Origin of the sequence: Demequina phytophila, from assembly GCF_000971135.1 — a bacterium.
Taxonomy (GTDB): domain Bacteria; phylum Actinomycetota; class Actinomycetes; order Actinomycetales; family Demequinaceae; genus Demequina; species Demequina phytophila.
This window is the reverse complement of sequence record NZ_BBLW01000005.1, coordinates 46,456-63,033: the sequence shown is the minus strand read 5'-3', so window position 1 is coordinate 63,033 and position 16,578 is coordinate 46,456. Positions and strand designations below refer to the sequence as shown.

Here is a 16,578-nt window from a genome sequence, read left to right as displayed (position 1 = left end):
GCCAGTCTAGGGCGCGGGTCGGGGGCCGCCGACGGCCCGACCGGACCCCTCGCGCCCGGTCCCCCGGGCATCGTCGCTCCTCAGCTGAGGGCCTCGCGGATCTCCTCCAGCTTGGCCACGCCGACGGGCAGCCCGTCCTCGTCGACGACCACCAGGACGTCCGTGCGGCCGAACCACGGCACCACGGCTTCGACGAGTCGCTCCCCCGTCGCCGCGGCGGGGATCTGGGCGCCCCGCACGAGCGGCATGGTGACCGACACGAGCCGGGTCTCGGCGCGCGCCTCCTCCGGCACGGCCTCGGTGAGCGCGACCGGGAAGTGCCCGGCCGCCTGGCCATCGGCGGCGAGCACCACCACCTCGCGTGCCTGGGCGCGCGCGGCGATCTCGCGCGCCTGCGCGACCGTGGCGTCGTAGGGGATGCCGACGGCGGGTGCGGCGAGCGACAGCGCGGTGACGTTCTCGCGCCTGCCCAGCACGGTGGCCGCGCGCAGCTCCGCGCTGGCCGCGGGCCAGATCACGGAGAAGAGGAACATCGCCCAGATCGCGGCGACGATGTCGACCTGGCCGCCGCGGAGGAACGGCACACCCACCGCGACGACGATCACGCCGATGGCGACGATGCGCCCGCCCTGGGCCGCCCACCGGTGGCCCTTCCAGCGGTCGCCGGAGATCGCCCACACGATCGCGTTGACCACGCGTCCGCCGTCCAGCGGCGAGCCGGGCAGCGCGTTGAAGCCCGCGAGGATGAGGTTGAGCGCGCCCGCGTACAGGACGATGCGGGCGGCCATGCCGTCGAGCGCGCCCGCGGCCGCGAGGGCCAGCGCGCCGATGACGGCGTTGGTGAGCGGGCCGGCGGCGGCGATCACGCCGATCTCGAGCGGGCGCGGGTCCGCGCTGCGGAACTGCGTGTGCCCGCCGAAGAACGTCAGCACGATCTCGTCGACCTCGCGCTTGAACCCGCGCGCGGCGGCGGTGTGGGCGAGCTCGTGGAGGAAGACGGACACGAACAGCAGGAGCGCCACCGCGAGGCCGATCGAGAAGCCCTGCCGGCTGAAGCCGTCCTCGTCCGCCGCGTAGAACACCGCGAGGATGAGCGCCATCACGATGGTCGACGGCATGAGGACGATGCGCGCGCCGAGGACGCGTCCGAGCGTGATGCCGCGGGGCTTGCGGGCGCGGGTCGGGGGCTGGCTCATGGGGACCACGGTAGTGGGCGCGGCCGGGGGGTCCGGTGAGCCGCGCGCCGTCCCGCCGCGTCCCGCCTGGGGATGGCGGGGTGCCTGTCGGAGCATGGCCCTAGGGTGGTCGCATGCCTCGACCGCCCGCCCTCTCGCCCTCCCGCGCCGGTGACTTCCAGCAGTGCCCGCTGCTGTTCCGCTACCGCACGGTGGACCGCCTGCCGGAGGCGCCGTCCGCGGCCGCGACGCTGGGCACCCTGGTCCACGCGGTGCTCGAGAAGCTGTACGACCTCCCGCCGCGCGAGCGCACCGTGGGCGCCGCGCAGGACCGCCTCGAGCCCCAGTGGCGCGCGATGCTGGAGAAGCAGCCGGACCTCGCGGAGCTGCACGCCGACGCCTCCGCCGAGGCCGCGTGGCTCGCGGACGGCCGCGCGCGCCTCGCCACCTACTTCGAGCTCGAGAACCCCCAGCGCCTCGAGCCCGCGGGACGCGAGGAGTTCGTCGAGCTGCAGCTCGAGGACGGACCGCTGCTGCGCGGGATCATCGACCGGATCGACATCGCGCCCGACGGCTCCATCCGGATCGTCGACTACAAGACCGGCAAGACGCCCGACCCCCGCTACGGCGAGAAGAAGGAGCGCTTCCAGATGCGCTTCTACGCGCTGGTGGTCGAGCGGCTGCGCGCGCGGCGTCCCGCGCTGCTGCAGCTGCTGTTCCTCAAGGACGGCGGTCGCCTCGAGATCCGCCCCACCGGCGACGACATCGCCCGGATCGAGCACGAGATCCGCGAGATCTGGGCCGAGATCACGGCCGCCGCGGAGGCGGGACGCTTCCGCACCCGCCGGTCCGCGCTGTGCGGGTGGTGCAGCTTCCAGGCGCAGTGCCCCGAGTTCGGCGGCACCGAGCTCCCGCTCGACCCCGACGCGGTCGAGCGCGCCCTGGGCGTCCGCCCCGCGACGGCCTGACGCGTCGCTCCCGCCCGCATCCGTACCCCACCCGCACGCGCTGCGGGGAACTCAGCGACGCTTTCTGAAAGTTTGCTGCTCCTGCGGGGAACTGAGCGACGTCAGACGTCGGCCCCGAGCTGATCGACCGTCTCCCCCGCGAGGATCCGTCCCAGCGCGGACACGTCGAGCCCCGCAAGCGAGCGCACCCGGCTCAGCCCCGGGCGGGGCTCCATGGGCACCAGTCGACGCACGCCCACCGTCGCCGCCCCCGACGCCAGCGCAGAGCCCACGCCCGCGGGAGAGTCCTCGATCGCGACGCAGTCGCGGATGTCGACGCCGAGGCGTGCCGCGGCGGTGAGGTACGGCTCGGGGTGCGGCTTGCCGTGCGTGACCTCGTCTCCCGTCACCACCACGGCGAACGCGTCGGGCGCGCGCGACACGAACGCCTCGGCCAGCATCGCGTAGGACATCGTCACCAGCGCGCACGGGATGCCCGCGGACACCACGGCGTCCAGCAGGGCCCGGGCATCGTCCATCCACGGGGTGCGCTGGCGCACCTGGGCCGTCACGCGCCCCACCAGGTAGGTGATGATCTCGTCCGGGTCGAGCGCGACGCCGCGGTCGATCATGATCTGCGCGCTCACCGACAGCGGATTGCCCACCAGCTGCAGACCGTCCTGGTGCGTCCAGCCGACGCCGAACTTCCTCGCGAGCTCGATCTCGGCGCCGATCCAGTAGGGCTCCGAATCGATGAGCGTGCCGTCCATGTCCCACAGCACGGCGGCCGGGAGCGTCGCCTTCTCATTCATATGGCGCCAGTCTAGGCTGGCGCAATGACAGCCGAGAGCGACCCCGTAGCCCTGGCCGCCGACCAGTCCGTGATGATCGCGGCGTTCGAGGGATGGAACGACGCCGGCTCGGCCGCGTCATCCGCGCTCGACCACCTCGCGACCGCGTGGGAGGCACGCGAGTATGCGGCGCTCGATCCCGAGGAGTACCACGACTTCCAGGTGAGCCGCCCGAGCATCCAGACGCTCGCGGGCGGCGAGCGCGTGGTGTCCTGGCCGGGCACCGTCATCTCCACCGCGAACGGCCCGTGGGTGGGCGACCGCGAGATCGCCCTGGTGCGCGGCATCGAGCCGTCGATGCGGTGGCGGCGGTTCTGCCGCGAGATCCTCGACTACGCGGAGGACCTCGACGTCAAGACCCTCATCACGTGCGGTGCGCTGCTGGTCGACGCCCCGCACACAAGGCCGCTCCCCACGTTCGTCACCAGCGAGGACGCGCGCGCACGCGAGGCGTTCGACCTCGAGCGCTCGGACTACGAGGGCCCGACCGGCGTGCTCGGCGTGCTGGGCCACGAGGCCGCGCTGCGCGGCATCACCGTGATCTCCGTGTGGGTCGGGGTGCCGCACTACATCGCGCACCCGCCGAGCCCCAAGGCCACCGTGTCGATCCTGTCGCAGCTCGAGCGCTTCCTGGGCGAGCCGATCGAGCTGGGCGAGCTGCCCGACGAGGTCGACGCCTGGCAGGCGGGCGCCGACGAGCTCACCGACGAGGACGAGGAGATCGCCGCGCACGTCGAGCAGCTCGAGTCCGTCATGGACGAGACGAGCCTGCCCGAGGCGTCGGGCGACGCGATCGCCGCGGAGTTCGAGAAGTTCCTCCGCCGCCGCGACCTCGGCAACGGGAAGGCGTAGGCGACCGCCGCATCGTCCCTCACCACCTCCTGCGGGACGATGCGCGGGTCAGGTCGCGCTGATCGCGCCGGCGGTGAGCAGGCCCAGGATCGCGCCGGAGGCGGCGATCCGGTAGATCACGAACGGCGTGTAGCTATGCGTCGAGACGAGCTTGAGGAACCACACGATCACGGCGTAGCCGACGCCGAACGCGACCACCGTCGCGATCGCCGTGTTGAGGAAGCCGGGCGAGCCGGGCGCGCCGAGCGTGTCCCACTCGGTGAACAGCTCGAAGAAGCCGGACCCCAGGACCGCGGGGATCGCGAGAAGGAACGAGACGCGGGCCGCGGCCTCGCGCGTCATGCCCAGGAACAGTCCCATGGTGATGGTGCCGCCCGAGCGGGAGACGCCGGGGATGAGGGCCATCGCCTGCGCGAAGCCCAGCAGGACCGCGTCCTTGATGGTGATGTCGTCGAGGTTGCGGCGCTTCGCACCGATCCGGTCAGCGATCCACAGCACGCACGCGAAGCCGGCGAGCACCACGACGGTGATGTAGAGGTTGCGCAGGCTGGTCTCGATGGTGTCCTTGAACAGCACGCCCAGGATCACGATGGGGAACGACCCGAGGATCACCCACCAGCCCATGCGCGCGTCCGCGTGGTGCGCGCCCATGCGCGCCTTCCAGTCGGAGCCGTCGCGCCCGAACAGCGCGCGGAACCACGCCGCGATGATGCGGGTGATGTCCTTCCAGAAGTAGAGCACCACGGCCGCCTCGGTGCCGATCTGGATGATCGCCGTGAAGGCGGCACCCGGGTCCTCGCCGTGCGGCAGCAGCGCGCCGATGACGCGGATGTGTGCGCTCGAGGAGATCGGCAGGAACTCCGTGAGTCCCTGCACCAGCCCGAGGATGACCGCTTCCCACCAACCCATGGCGGCAACCTTAGTGCCCGCGTGTTGCGCGCCGGTGACGCCGCCGACCTTCGGTAGCGTCACCCCCATGCAGCGCGCACGGATCGGCACCACGGGTCTCGAGGTGTCGCGCCTGGCGCTCGGGACCATGACGTGGAGCCGCGACACGGACGCGGAGGAGGCGGGCGGCCAGCTCGACGCCTTCCTCGACGCGGGCGGCACGCTCCTCGACACCGCGGCCTCGTACGCGGACGGCGGCTCCGAGGAGCTGATCGGGCGCATGATCGGCGGGTCCGTCTCGCGCACCGACGTGCAGATCTGCACCAAGGCCGGCATCCGGCGCACCGCCCACGGCGGCATGGTCGACGCGTCCCGCGACACCATGCTCGACACGCTCGACACGTCGCTCGCACGGCTCGGCACCGACCACGTCGACGTGTGGCTGGTGCACCAGTACGACGCGGGCACGCCGCTCGACGAGACGCTCCACGCGCTCGAGATCGCCGTCAACTCCGGTCGCGCCCGCTACGTGGGCGTGTCGAACTACCCCGGCTGGGCGACCGCCCGCATGGCGACGCTCGCGGACCGGCGCCCCACGCTCGCGACCACGCAGGTCGAGTACTCGCTGCTGCAGCGTGGCATCGAGCGCGAGGTGGTGCCCGCCGCGCAGGCGCTCGGGCTGGGCGTGATGGCGTGGTCGCCGCTGGGACGAGGCGTGCTCACCGGCAAGTACCGCGCGGCGATCCCCGCGGACTCGCGCGCGGCCTCCGAGCACCTGGCCGGGTTCGTCGAGCCGTACCTCGACGACCGTGCCGGTTCGATCGTCGAGGCGCTGGCGATCGCGTCCGAGGGACTCGGGGTCACACCTCAGGAGACGGCGCTCGCGTGGGTGCTCGCGCGGCCCTTCGTCGCCACCGCCGTGGTCGGGGCGCGGACCGCGGAGCAGCTGCTCCCGTCGTTGGCGGCCGCGACCCTCAAGCTGCCGCCCGCCATCGTGGACGCCCTCGACGAGGTCTCCGCGATCGACCTGGGATACCCGGAGCGCCGGTGATCACGGCGCGCACGATCCTCCGAGCCCGGGGAACGTGCGCGCGCGGCGAGGCCCTCCCCGGCCCCGCGCCCGTTCAGCGCAGCTGGAAGTCGTCCAGGTCGTCGTCGAGCGCGTCCTCGTCCTCGCCGGCATGCGGGTCGAGGCTGTCATCCTCGTCCGGGTCCTCGTCCTCGGCGTCGCCCGCGTCCTCCATCTCGAGGTCGTCGAGCAGCATCGGCAGCGTCTCCCCGTACTCGACGTCGAGCACGGCCTCGTACCGGTCGAAGGCGTCCGCGAGAGAGTCGTATGCATCGTCGACGGCCACGTCCGCGTCGCCGCGACGGGCGAGGACGGCGGCGAGGTGCTCCTCGTACGCCGCGATCAACAGCCTCAGCGCCTCGTGCGCCTGGGAATCCATGGCTATGACGTTACCCGCGGAACAGGTTGAATGGGAGGCGAGATGAACCACGACGCACGCAGGACCGCCCACATCATCACCCCTCGACGCACGTCCGTCCCGGCGGACTCGCGCTTCGACTGGAGGGTGGTGGACATCCCGCGCGAGATCACGCGAGCGGAGGCCCGCGCCCTGCTCACGGAGCAGGCGGAGTACGGCCGGTGGGACCTCATCCGCTCGCAGACCTTCATCGGCGGCGCGCGCCGCGTGTGGTTGCGCCGCCGCATCATGAACGTCCGCCGGACGGACGACGCGGCCTAACGAGCCGCCGCGGCTCAGCAGTCGGTGAGGAACCGCACCATCACCTCGGTGCCGAACTCGAGCGAGTCGATGGGCACGCGCTCGTCGATGCCGTGGAAGAGGCCCGGGAAGTCGAGCTCGGGGGGCAGGCGCAGCGGCGCGAAGCCGTAACCCGCGATGCCGATGGTCGCGAGGTGCTTGTTGTCGGTGCCGCCCATCATCGTGTACGGCAGCACGATCGCCTCGGGGTCGTCGTACGTGACCGCCTCGATGGCCTTGTGCACCAGCGGCACGTCGAACGGCAGCTCGATCGACGCCTCGGTGATGTACTGCTCGACCTTGACGTGCGTCCCGGCGAGCTCCTCGATCTGGCGCAGCACCTGCTCCTGCTGGCCGTGGAGGAACCGCGAGTCGACGAACCCGCCGGCGGTGTCGGGGATGACGTTCACCTTGTATCCGGCGTCCATCATGGTCGGGTTCGAGGTGTTGCGAAGCGACGCCTCGACCATGCGTCCGACGGCGCCGAGGCCGGCGATGAGCGTGTCGACCGTGGCAGGGTCCTCTGCGTATGCGACGCCCAGCAGGTCGGCGGTGCCGCGCAGCAGGTGCTCGGACGTGGGCGAGATCTCCATGGGCCACTCGTACGCGCCGATGCGCGCCATCGCCCCGCCCAGGTGTGCGACCGCGTTGTCGTGGTGCACCAGCGAGCCGTGGCCCTGCACGCCGGAGGCGGCGAGCCGCAGCCACTGCATGCCCTTCTCCCCCGTCTGGAACAGGTAGACGCGCTTGCCGGCGACCTGGATCGAGAAGCCTCCGACCTCGGACACGGCCTCGGTGGCGCCGCGGAAGTCGTCGGGGTGGTTCTCGACCATCCACTTCGCGCCGCGGTGGCCGCCGTGCTCCTCGTCCGCGAAGAACGCGATGACGATGTCGCGTGCCGGCTTCACGCCCGCCGCGATCATGCGGCCGATCGCCGCGAGGTACATCGCGTCGACGCCCTTCATGTCGACCGCGCCGCGGCCCCAGATCATGCCGTCCTTGACCTCGGCGCCGAACGGGTCGACCGTCCAGTCCTCGGGGAACGCGGGCACCACGTCGAGGTGGCCGTGCAGCACCAGCGGCGGACGCGTGCGGTCGACGCCCTCCCACAACGCCGTGAGCGACGCCCGGCCGGGCTCCGCCTCGCGGATGACGGGCTCGAGTCCCAGGTCCGACAGGTACGCGGCGACGTACTCGGCCGCCGCGCGCTCCCCCGGGCCCTCGGCGTCGCCGTAGTTGGAGGTGTCGATGCGCATGAGGTCGCGCGCGAGGCGCACCACGTCGGACTCGGTCATGCGGCCAGGCTAGCGGCCCCGCGTGCCCGGCCCCTGCATCGTCCCGGCTAGATGACCCGCCAGCCGTTCACGATCACGATGCCGAGCACCACCAGGCCCGCGACCGCCAGCACGTAGATGAGCCGCCGGAAGCCCGCCTTCCAGGCCGCGATCACCATGCACGCGACCGCGCCCGGGATGAGGGCGAGCCCGTACCGTCCTGTGACGTTGGGGAAGTACTGCGGGACCGCGGTGTTGAGGTACGCCTGGATCTGCACCACCGTCGGGTACAGGACGGTGCCGGCGAGCACCATCCAGCCGAGCGCGCGGCGCGCCGGCTCCTTGGCGCACGCGACGATCACGGCGAAGATCGCGCCGATCACGAGGAAGTTGAGCAGCCGCGTCCACGAGATCATGATCGCGACGTCGAGCGGCTCCTGAAGGTAGTAGTCCGAGGCGAGGTTGAGGCCGCTGAACGCGGTCTCGAGCCACTCGGATCCCGGCAGCCCGAGCACGTCGCGCGTGTTGAGGCCCACCAGCGGGTTCTGCCAGTTCGGGTCTCCGCGTGTCCCCTGCCATCCCTGCCACATGAGGTACGGCACGAGGATCGCACCGGCCATGCCGCCGACGATAGCGAGGTCGTGGCCGCGCGGGCGCGAGCGGCGCCAGTCGCGGAGCATGCGGAACGTCAGCAGCGCGCCGAGCGCGATGAACGGGATCGCGGCGATGGTCTTGGTCATACCCGCGACGCCGGCGAGGAGGGCCGCGAGCCACCAGGGTGCGTCGTCGTCGACAAAGATCCGGGCGGCCAGCCAGACGGCCGATGCGCCGATCACCACCGACGCGGCGTCCGGGTTGACCGTGGTCACCGCATGGAGGACGCGCGGGAATGCGGGCAGGAGCAGGGGGGCGATGATCGCCGCGGCGGGGTCCACGCGCCAGCGGCGCAGCGCCACGAACATCACGAACATGCCCAGCCCGAGCCACAGGACGCCGAGCAGGCGCGCGGCCGTGACGAAGTCGGCCGCGGGGATGAGCGCGTCGACCGCGCGTGCGGGCAGGCCCACGGCGAGGTAGTACAGCGGCGGGTGCGAGAAGTTGTACTGCTGGCCCTCGTAGGGGAACTCCCACGCGTCGGCATCGGCGCCGCAGTCCGGAAGCTCGTAGCGCTCCTGCCCCACGCAGGCCCAGATCTCGCGGATCTCGGGCGCGATGATCGATCCGGCGTAGGGGATCTCGAGGTGCGCGGCACGCCAGGCGTAGTCGGCGTGGGTGGGTTCGTCGATGCGCGACATCGCGGTGCCGGGTCCGAGGACCACGGGGATGACGATCGCGGCGGCGACCGCCAGGTAGAGCGCGAGGACTCCCAGGCGCGAGCGACGCGAGTCGCGGAAGCCCGCGGCCCACTCCTCGGCGAGGCCCAGCCACTCGGACGGCAACGGTGCCTTCCGCGTCGTCGTGCCTGCCACCCGCGCTCCCTGCCTCCGAGGCGCCCCGGTGGGGCGCGTTGGTCGCATCGTATCGGCGGTTCCGTCCGGTTCGTGCACGGCTCACGGGCACGCTCCGTGGTGGCGCCACGGGGGAACGCAGAAGGCCCCGACCTCATGGTCGGGGCCTTCTGTTCGGTGTCCGAGGGGGGACTTGAACCCCCACGCCCTATACGGGCACTAGCACCTCAAGCTAGCGCGTCTGCCAATTCCGCCACCCGGACAGGTGGTCCGAGATGCTCTTCCGAGCGCCTCAGCGCGAGAAGAACTGTAGCACGGTCCGGAGACGCCGATTTGCCATCGGGGTGCGGATCACCGAGAAAACTTAGTGATCCCGCGTCATGTGAAGATGCTGACGCCTCCCGGGCCCACCAGCAGTCCGACGACGATGAGCACGATGCCCCAGAGGATCTGCTTCTGGATGAGCCGGACGATGCCGAAGACGACGAGGATCACGGCGAGAATCCACAGGAGGAATTCCATTTCGATGCTGCCTTTCTTCTTCAATGTGCGTGCGTACCCGGGTTGCGCCTGTGTCAACCTCCGGTGACGTCCCAGGTATTCCCGCCGCGTAGGACGATGCTTCGGCCGGGGGCCGCTGTCGGGGACCTTGGGCCCTCGCGGCAGGGGTGCCCGCGCGTAGCGTGGAAGCAGGTCCCCGGAGCACGGCTCGAGGCAAGGGGGTTGATCATGATCGCGTCGAGCAGGGATGTCCTCGCGACCGTCCTCGTGGGCGGGTCGGCGGCGCTGACGTGGGCGCATGTCAACGGGCTCGACTGGCCGTTCGTGGGCTCGGCCCGCACCACGGCGGGGCTGGTGTTCGTGCTCGGGATCGGCGCGTGCGCGGGCGGCTCCACGGAGTCGTGGGAGTCCGACGCCGCGCGCAAGCGCTGGTACCACCGGGCCGGCGCGGCACTCAGCGTGGTCGCGGTCGGCGCGCTCGTGTGGGCGCTCGTGACGGGGTCGACCGTCGCCGTGGTGGCGCTCGCCTCCGTGATCGGCGTGAAGTGGCTGCTCGCAACCGTGCGGCACCTGGTCACCCCGGCGCCCGCGGCATCTGCCGTCGCGTAGCGCGGACGGCGGCCGCACCACCCGTCAGCCGTCGACCTTGCGTACCGCGAGCGAGCGCGCGAGCGCCTGCGGGACCTCCGCGACGGACTCGACGCGCCTCTCGAGCTCGGCGATCCGTTCACGAGGCTCGGGCGCGTCGATCACGAGCGTGTAGTCCACCGGGCCGAACGTGACGGCCGCCATGTCGAACGCCCCGCGCACCTCGACGCGCACGCCGTCGACCTGGATCCCGAGCGCGGCCGCCTCGCGGTACGTGTCGTTGAGCACGCATCCCGCGATGGCCAGGTGGGTGAGGTGCATGCCGGTGAAGCGCGTCTCCACGGTGGTGCGCCCGTCCCCCCAGTCGAGGCCGCCGGTGATCGCGAGCGTGCCCGCCCCCGCCCTCGCGGTCACGTCGCTCATGCCGCACCTCCGCCTCCAGCATGCTCCGGGCGGACGCGGACCGCATCAGCGGAAGTCGCGGCTGCGCGACGGCACCTTGAGGGACATCGGCGACAGGTGCTCGGCGACCAGGTTGGTGGCGCCGTCCGCGCGCTCGATCCGGCCGCGGATGATGAGTGCGGGCGAGCGCCGGGCGACCGCCTGGAACCTCTTCCACACGCCCACCGAGCAGATGACGTTGAGGAAGCCGGTCTCGTCCTCGAGGGAGATGAACGTGACGCCGCGCGCGGTGCCCGGCCGCTGGCGGTGGGTGACCACGCCGGCGACGGTGACGCGGCGCTCGGCCTCGTGCGCGAGCACGTCCGCGACCCGCAGCACCCCGTTCCGGTCGAGCCCCTCGCGCACGAACGCCGTCGGGTAGCCCTCGACCGACACCCCCGAGGCCGACACGTCCGCGACGGCCTCCTCGACCACGCTCATGCCGGGCAGCATGGGCGCCTTCGCGCCGGGCACCGTTCCCGGCAGCGTGTCGGGTCCTTCGCGGGACAGCACGCCGGAGGCCCACAGCGCCTCGCGCCGCGTCACCCCGAAGCTCTCGAGCGCGCCCGCGGTGGCGAGCGCCTCCCACTGCGCGGTGGTGAGCCCCTTCTCCGGCGCGAGCCCCGACTGCCCAGACACCCCCTTGGGGCGGATCCGGACGCGGCGCGCCATGTCGTGGAGCGACTCGAACGGGCGTGAGGCGCGCGCGGCCACGATGGCCGCCGCGGCATCGTCCCCCAGGCCCCGCACCGCGGCGAGGCCCATGCGGACGGCGAGCCGCGGGTCCACCCGCACCAGCCGGGCCATCTCCTCGCGCCGCTCCTCGGGCGGCGCGAACGGCGTCTCGAGCTCCTCGACGCGGGCGAGCACCTCGGAGCGGGCGACGCAGGGACGGAGGATCGCCTGACCGTGGCGGCGGGCGTCCGCGGCGAGCGACTGCGGCGAGTAGAAACCCATGGGCTGCGCCGCGAGCAGGCCCGCGTAGAAGGCGGCGGGCCGATGCACCTTGAGCCAGCTGGACGCGTAGACCAGGTATGCGAACGAGTACGAGTGCGACTCGGGGAAGCCGAAGTCCGAGAACGCCTTGAGCTTGTCGAAGATCTGGTGGGCGACGTCCGCGGGGATGCCGCGCTCGTGCGCGCCCACCATGAAGCGGGCGCGCAGCGCCTCCATGCGCTCGGGGCTGCGCTTGGAGCCCATGGCACGGCGCAGCTGATCCGCGAGGGCGCCGTCGAAGCCGGCCGCGTCCATCGCCATCTGCATCAGCTGCTCCTGGAACAGCGGCACGCCCAGGGTCTTGCCCAGCGACTTCTCGAGCAGCGGGTGGAGGAACGTCACGGGCTCCCGGCCGCGCGCCCGGTTGATGTACGGGTGGACGGAGCCGCCCTGGATGGGGCCCGGACGGATGAGCGCGACCTCGATGACGATGTCGTAGAAGCGGCGCGGCCGCAGCCGCGGCAGGGTCGCCATCTGGGCACGCGACTCCACCTGGAACACGCCGACCGTGTCGGCGGCGCACAGCAGGTCGTAGACGGCCGGGTCCTCCTGCGGCAGGGAGTGCAGCCCCAGGTCCTCCCCGCGCACCTCCTGCATGTACCGGAACGCGTACTTGAGGGCGGACAGCATCCCCAGGCCGAGCAGGTCGAACTTCACCAGGCCCGCATCCGCGCAGTCGTCCTTGTCCCACTGGAGGACGGTGCGGCCGGGCATGCGCGCCCACTCGACGGGGCACACGTCGATGACGGGCCGGTCGCACAGCACCATGCCGCCGGGGTGGATGCCCAGGTGGCGGGGCAGCCGCATGAACCGGTCGGCGAGGTCGAGCACGTTCTCCGGGATGTGCTCGAGATCCTGGGTGGGCGGCGGCTCGGGCCACATCGCGTCGCGCTGCTTGGCCGCCCACTCCTCCTGCTTCTCGGCGGGCACCCGCAGCGCGCTCCACCGGTCGATCGACTTGGACCACGCGTCCTGCTGGCCCACGTCGAAGCCGAGCGCCCGCGCGGCGTCGCGCACGGCCGAGCGCGGCCGGTACTGGATGACGTTCGCGACCATGGCGGCGTTGATGCGCCCGTGGCGTGAGAACACGTACTGGATGACCTCCTCGCGGCGATCCGACTCGATGTCCACGTCGATGTCCGGCGGCCCGTCGCGCTCGGGCGCGAGGAAGCGCTCGAACAGCAGCCCGTGCGTCACCGCGTCCACCGCGGTGACGCCGAGCGCGAAGCACACCGCGCTGTTGGCGGCGGAGCCGCGACCCTGGCACAGGATGTCCGCGCGACGGCAGAACGCCACGATGTCCTGGACGATGAGGAAGTAGCCGGGGAAGTCGAGCGCCTCGATGACGGCGAGCTCGTGCTCGATCTGCGCCCACGCGCCCTTGACTCGCTCCGCGTCGGGCGGACCGTAGCGCTCGCGCGCGCCGCGGTACGTGAGCTCGCGCAGCCAGGTGGCCTCGGTGTGACCGGGCGGGACGGGGTACGGCGGCAGGTTCGGGGCGACCAGGTCGAGGTCGAACGCGCACTCCGCGGCGAGGCGCGCCGCGGTGGTGACGGCCTGCGGGTGGCGACGGTGACGGAACGCCATCTCCCCCGCGCTGCGGAGGTGCTGGCCGGGCGAGCCGGGCAGCCAGCCGTCCATGTCGTCGAGCGAGGAGCGGGCGCGGACCGCGGCGAGGGCGCCGGCGAGGTCCGCGTCGCGCGGGGTCGCGTAGTGCGCGTTGGTGGTGGCGATCAGGGGCAGCGACGTGTCGAAGGCGAGATCCGCGAGGGCCGCGTTGATCTCGGAGTCGAACGGCGAGCCCGTGTCCGTGATCTCCACCGCGACGCCCTCGCGCCCGAACAGCGCGACCAGCCGGTCGAGCTCCGCCCGAGCGGCGGCGTGACCGTCGCGCGAGATCCCGCCGGCGAGCGCCCCGCCGCCGGGCCCGACGAGCGCGGACCGCACCGCCCCCTTGCGGCAGCCGGTGAGGACCAGGAGGTCGCCGCCGCCGGCGTCCGCCAGCGTCTCGAGCGTGTAGCGGGCGAGGCCCTTCTCCCCGGTGGCGAGGTGCGCCATGCCGATGGCGTGGCTGAGACGCGAGTAGCCGCTGGCACCGCGCGCGAGCACCACCAGGTGGGAGGCGCGCGGGTCGGGCACCCCGGTAGGCGGGTCGAGCACCGGGCGCCCGCCGGGGCCGTCCGCCGCGAGGCTGAGCTCCGCACCGAACACCGTGGGCAGACCGATCTCCCTGGCGGCACCCGCGAACCGCACCGCGCCGTAGAGGCCGTCGTGGTCGGTGATGGCGAGCGCGCTGAGGCCCAGGCGTCCCGCCTCCGCGGCCATCTCCTCGGGCTGGCTCGCACCGTCGAGGAAGCTGAAGGCGCTGTGGGCGTGGAGCTCCGCGTACTCGGGGATCTCAGTCATACACGGCCTCCAGCCGCCACTCGCCGCCGCCGTAGGCGAGCAGCACCGCGATGACGGCGCCCTCGCCGTCGCGCAGCGCGACCTGGAGGTACGCCTGCCGGGAGGCGTCCTCCGACCACCAGCGCTCCGACACGGGCCACGGGCCCGCCCAGGACTCCACGGGACGGGGGCGGTCCCACACGGGGCCGTCGACGTGCCCGACGTGCCCCGAGGAGGGGTGGCGGTTCGCGGCGCGGGCGCGCTCGTCCGACGGGTCCGCCTCGAGCCGCACCCACGTGGGCGGGGCGCTGACCGCGAGCCGCTGGCTCACGGCGACGGGGGCGCCTCCCGCGTCGAGCACCAGCGCGGGACGCGCGACGGGCGGCACGGTCGCGGGCGGCGGGTCGGGGATGCGCCCCGGCCACGGGTGGGCGATCGCGCGGGCGGGCGGCGCCTCCTGGCCCCAGGGCGCGAGGTGCGCCCTGTCGCGGGGAGAGCGTCCGCCCTGCTCGGCGACCGCGAGCACGCCCTCGAGGCCCAGCAGCCCCTGGACGCGCTCGAGGGCACGATGCGCGCGCGAGTCCGCGCCCGACACCCCGCCCCACAGGTAGGCCTGCTCGGAGCCGAGCGGGACCACGTCCTCGGCGACCAGGCCGAGCGAGACCAGCGGGGACGGCTCCGGGCCCTTGTCCCCGGTGGTGGATCCCGCGGTGCCCGACAGCCAGCCCTCGAGCTGCCAGCGCACGCGGTCCGTCATGTGCCGCGCGAACGCGCCGGCGCGGGTGCCCACGTCCGTGCGCCACACCCGCTCGAGGTCCTGCCCCTTCTCCGTGCGGGCCGTGATCCGCACCCGCCCGCAGCGCATGCCGGCGTCGAGCAGGGCGCGGTCGAGCGCGATCGCGGCCTCCTTGGCGACGTGCACCAGCTGCTCGATGCGCTCCGCCGGGTCCTCGAACACGTGCTCGACCGCGATGTCCTCCTCGGTGCGGCGCAGCACCGGCGGGGCGAGGTCCTCTCCGGAGGCGAGCCTGTGCGCCCACACCCCCACGGGGCCGAACCGGGCGAGGATGTCCGCGAACGGCAGCGCCGCCAGGTCCCCCAGTGTGACGATCCCGAGGCGCGTGAGCACGCTCGCGAGCCGCTCGACCTCCTCGCGCTGGACGCGCTCCATGGCCGCGAGCGCGAGCGCGCCGATGGGTGCGGGGGCGAGGTACTCGCGCGAGGTCCCCGCGGGCACCAGCTCCGCGGACCGGGCCGCGATCACCGCGGCGAGCAGCCCGTCCGCGGCGCCGACCGCGCACTCCACCCCCGCCTGCTCGGCGACCGCGGTGACGAGCGCCTCCGCGAGCGCCTCCTCCGAGCCGTGGAAGCGGGCCGCGCCGTCCGCGGGGATGATCATGAGGCCCGGCCGGGAGATCTCGACCCCGGAGACGGCGTGCTCCGCGGCCGCCGCGACGGACTCGAACAGGCGCGAGTCGCGTCCCTCGTCATGGGGAAGGATCGCGAGCTCGGGACAGGCGCGCTGCGCGAGCCGCCTGGTGCTGCCGCGCTTGACCCCGGCGGCACGCGCCGCGGCGGAGACCGCGACCAGCCCGCGCCCGTGCAGGACCGCCGCGGGCACGTCCGCGCCGAGCCCCGCCTCCGTCATGGCCGCGACCACGGGCCAGTCCGGCACCCACAGGACGGCGCGGCGCACCACGGTGACGACGCTCATGCCGCGCCCCCGAGCGCGCGCACGTGCCCGGGCACCGCGGGCACGCCCGTGCCGCGACGGACCGGGGTCCCGACGCCGTCGAGCGGCACGGTGACCAGGCGCGCGGTGCCGCCGCGCCGCTCCTCGACCCGCACGGTGAGATCCCTGCCGCGCAGCCGGCCGTCGCCCGCGCCGAGCCCGTGCCAGCGCGACCCGACCGCGGTGAGCGTGACGTGCGCCCCCGTCCAGGCCCCGTCCGCGACGATGACCGCGCCGCGCTCCCTGGCGCGCGAGGCGAGTCGACGCCTGTCCGCCTCGGACAGCGCGAGGCGCGGGCCCAGCAGGACCACGTCCATGCCGTCCACGCATGCGCCTGCCGCGGCGGCCGCCTGGGCGCCCGGGTACGGCACGAGCGCGAGCCGCGCGAGCTCGAGGCCGCGCCTGGCCGCCGCCACCACCCCGAGCGAGGGCAGCCCCACGGCCGCCGTCCAGGAGCCCGCCTCCGACGCGGCGGCCGCGAGCGCGAGCATGAGCGACGTGGACCCGGCCACCGCGATCACCTGGCCGCGCCGCAGCCCCTGCGGCAGCACCTGGTCGAGCACCGGGGCGAGCGGCAGGGTGGGCGCGTCCCAGGTCTCGCGGGTGGTGCCGACCCGCCGCTGGACGCCCGCGAGCGCCTCGCGTGCCCGGGCGAGCCTCGTCTCGGCCGTCTCCGCCATGCCCGCTCACCTCCCGCATCGTCCACCCGTTCGAACATGTGTTCGAACGTATGT

16 protein-coding genes and 1 tRNA gene are annotated in these 16,578 nt (G+C 73.2%); 5 read left to right on the top strand and 12 right to left on the bottom strand.

What is annotated here, in order from left to right; genetic code table 11:
• Positions 1–80: 80 nt before the first annotated feature.
• Complete coding sequence (locus tag AOM01_RS08810) at positions 81–1,196, bottom strand: site-2 protease family protein (RefSeq protein WP_062292073.1); 1,116 nt, start codon at positions 1,194–1,196, stop codon at positions 81–83.
• Positions 1,197–1,309: 113 nt separating this feature from the next.
• Here AOM01_RS08810 and AOM01_RS08805 point away from each other — a divergent pair, with 113 nt between their 5' ends.
• A complete protein-coding gene (locus AOM01_RS08805; protein ID WP_062292068.1) occupies positions 1,310–2,143 on the top strand; it encodes a RecB family exonuclease in 834 nt (277 codons plus the stop codon).
• Between the two features lie 101 nt (positions 2,144–2,244).
• On the opposite strand, the gene AOM01_RS08800 is transcribed toward AOM01_RS08805, so the two are convergent.
• Complete coding sequence (locus AOM01_RS08800; protein ID WP_062292062.1) at positions 2,245–2,934, bottom strand: HAD family hydrolase; 690 nt, start codon at positions 2,932–2,934, stop codon at positions 2,245–2,247.
• A gap of 24 nt (positions 2,935–2,958) precedes the next feature.
• Here AOM01_RS08800 and AOM01_RS08795 point away from each other — a divergent pair, with 24 nt between their 5' ends.
• Positions 2,959–3,825 (top strand): PAC2 family protein, encoded by an 867-nt coding sequence (locus AOM01_RS08795; protein WP_062292056.1) that lies wholly within the window; start codon positions 2,959–2,961, stop codon positions 3,823–3,825.
• Between the two features lie 48 nt (positions 3,826–3,873).
• On the opposite strand, the gene AOM01_RS08790 is transcribed toward AOM01_RS08795, so the two are convergent.
• The gene (locus tag AOM01_RS08790) at positions 3,874–4,734 is read right to left on the bottom strand and encodes an undecaprenyl-diphosphate phosphatase (protein WP_062292052.1); all 861 of its coding nucleotides are present in this window, start codon (positions 4,732–4,734) and stop codon (positions 3,874–3,876) included.
• 67 nt (positions 4,735–4,801) lie between these two features.
• On the opposite strand from AOM01_RS08790, the gene AOM01_RS08785 reads away from it, so the two are divergent.
• On the top strand, positions 4,802–5,764 hold the full coding sequence (locus AOM01_RS08785; protein WP_062292050.1) for an aldo/keto reductase: 963 nt from the start codon (positions 4,802–4,804) through the stop codon (positions 5,762–5,764).
• Between the two features lie 73 nt (positions 5,765–5,837).
• On the opposite strand, the gene AOM01_RS08780 is transcribed toward AOM01_RS08785, so the two are convergent.
• Positions 5,838–6,161: a hypothetical protein gene (locus tag AOM01_RS08780; RefSeq protein WP_062292048.1), complete on the bottom strand. Its 324-nt coding sequence runs from the start codon at positions 6,159–6,161 to the stop codon at positions 5,838–5,840.
• Between the two features lie 42 nt (positions 6,162–6,203).
• On the opposite strand from AOM01_RS08780, the gene AOM01_RS08775 reads away from it, so the two are divergent.
• Complete coding sequence (locus AOM01_RS08775) at positions 6,204–6,461, top strand: DUF5703 family protein (RefSeq protein ID WP_228374263.1); 258 nt, start codon at positions 6,204–6,206, stop codon at positions 6,459–6,461.
• Between the two features lie 14 nt (positions 6,462–6,475).
• Here AOM01_RS08775 and AOM01_RS08770 read toward each other — a convergent pair whose 3' ends face one another.
• The 4 genes from AOM01_RS08770 to AOM01_RS14615 form a co-directional block, all read right to left on the bottom strand.
• Positions 6,476–7,774 carry a M20/M25/M40 family metallo-hydrolase gene (locus tag AOM01_RS08770; protein ID WP_062292045.1) on the bottom strand — a complete coding sequence of 433 codons (1,299 nt, stop codon included), beginning with the start codon at positions 7,772–7,774 and terminating at the stop codon, positions 6,476–6,478.
• Between the two features lie 47 nt (positions 7,775–7,821).
• On the bottom strand, positions 7,822–9,222 hold the full coding sequence (locus AOM01_RS08765) for an ArnT family glycosyltransferase (RefSeq protein WP_062292043.1): 1,401 nt from the start codon (positions 9,220–9,222) through the stop codon (positions 7,822–7,824).
• A 157-nt stretch (positions 9,223–9,379) separates the two neighbouring features.
• Positions 9,380–9,464 (bottom strand) — tRNA-Leu (locus AOM01_RS08760).
• 115 nt (positions 9,465–9,579) lie between these two features.
• Positions 9,580–9,723 (bottom strand): GPGG-motif small membrane protein, encoded by a 144-nt coding sequence (locus tag AOM01_RS14615; RefSeq protein WP_169746539.1) that lies wholly within the window; start codon positions 9,721–9,723, stop codon positions 9,580–9,582.
• A gap of 207 nt (positions 9,724–9,930) precedes the next feature.
• On the opposite strand from AOM01_RS14615, the gene AOM01_RS08755 reads away from it, so the two are divergent.
• Positions 9,931–10,311 (top strand): hypothetical protein, encoded by a 381-nt coding sequence (locus AOM01_RS08755; RefSeq protein ID WP_156155911.1) that lies wholly within the window; start codon positions 9,931–9,933, stop codon positions 10,309–10,311.
• A 24-nt stretch (positions 10,312–10,335) separates the two neighbouring features.
• On the opposite strand, the gene AOM01_RS08750 is transcribed toward AOM01_RS08755, so the two are convergent.
• From AOM01_RS08750 to imuA', 4 genes are read right to left on the bottom strand one after another with little or no spacing between them, the layout of a single operon-like run.
• Positions 10,336–10,713 (bottom strand): OsmC family protein, encoded by a 378-nt coding sequence (locus tag AOM01_RS08750; protein WP_062292038.1) that lies wholly within the window; start codon positions 10,711–10,713, stop codon positions 10,336–10,338.
• A 45-nt stretch (positions 10,714–10,758) separates the two neighbouring features.
• Positions 10,759–14,133, bottom strand: a complete 3,375-nt coding sequence (locus AOM01_RS08745; RefSeq protein WP_062292036.1) for an error-prone DNA polymerase — start codon at positions 14,131–14,133, stop codon at positions 10,759–10,761.
• Complete coding sequence (locus AOM01_RS08740) at positions 14,126–15,826, bottom strand: DNA polymerase Y family protein (RefSeq protein WP_082110129.1); 1,701 nt, start codon at positions 15,824–15,826, stop codon at positions 14,126–14,128. The genes AOM01_RS08745 and AOM01_RS08740 overlap by 8 nt, the downstream gene beginning before the upstream one ends.
• Positions 15,823–16,524 carry a DnaE2-dependent mutagenesis accessory factor ImuA' gene (gene imuA', locus AOM01_RS08735; RefSeq protein WP_062292034.1) on the bottom strand — a complete coding sequence of 234 codons (702 nt, stop codon included), beginning with the start codon at positions 16,522–16,524 and terminating at the stop codon, positions 15,823–15,825. Before imuA' ends, AOM01_RS08740 begins: the two co-directional genes overlap by 4 nt.
• Positions 16,525–16,578: the final 54 nt, after the last annotated feature.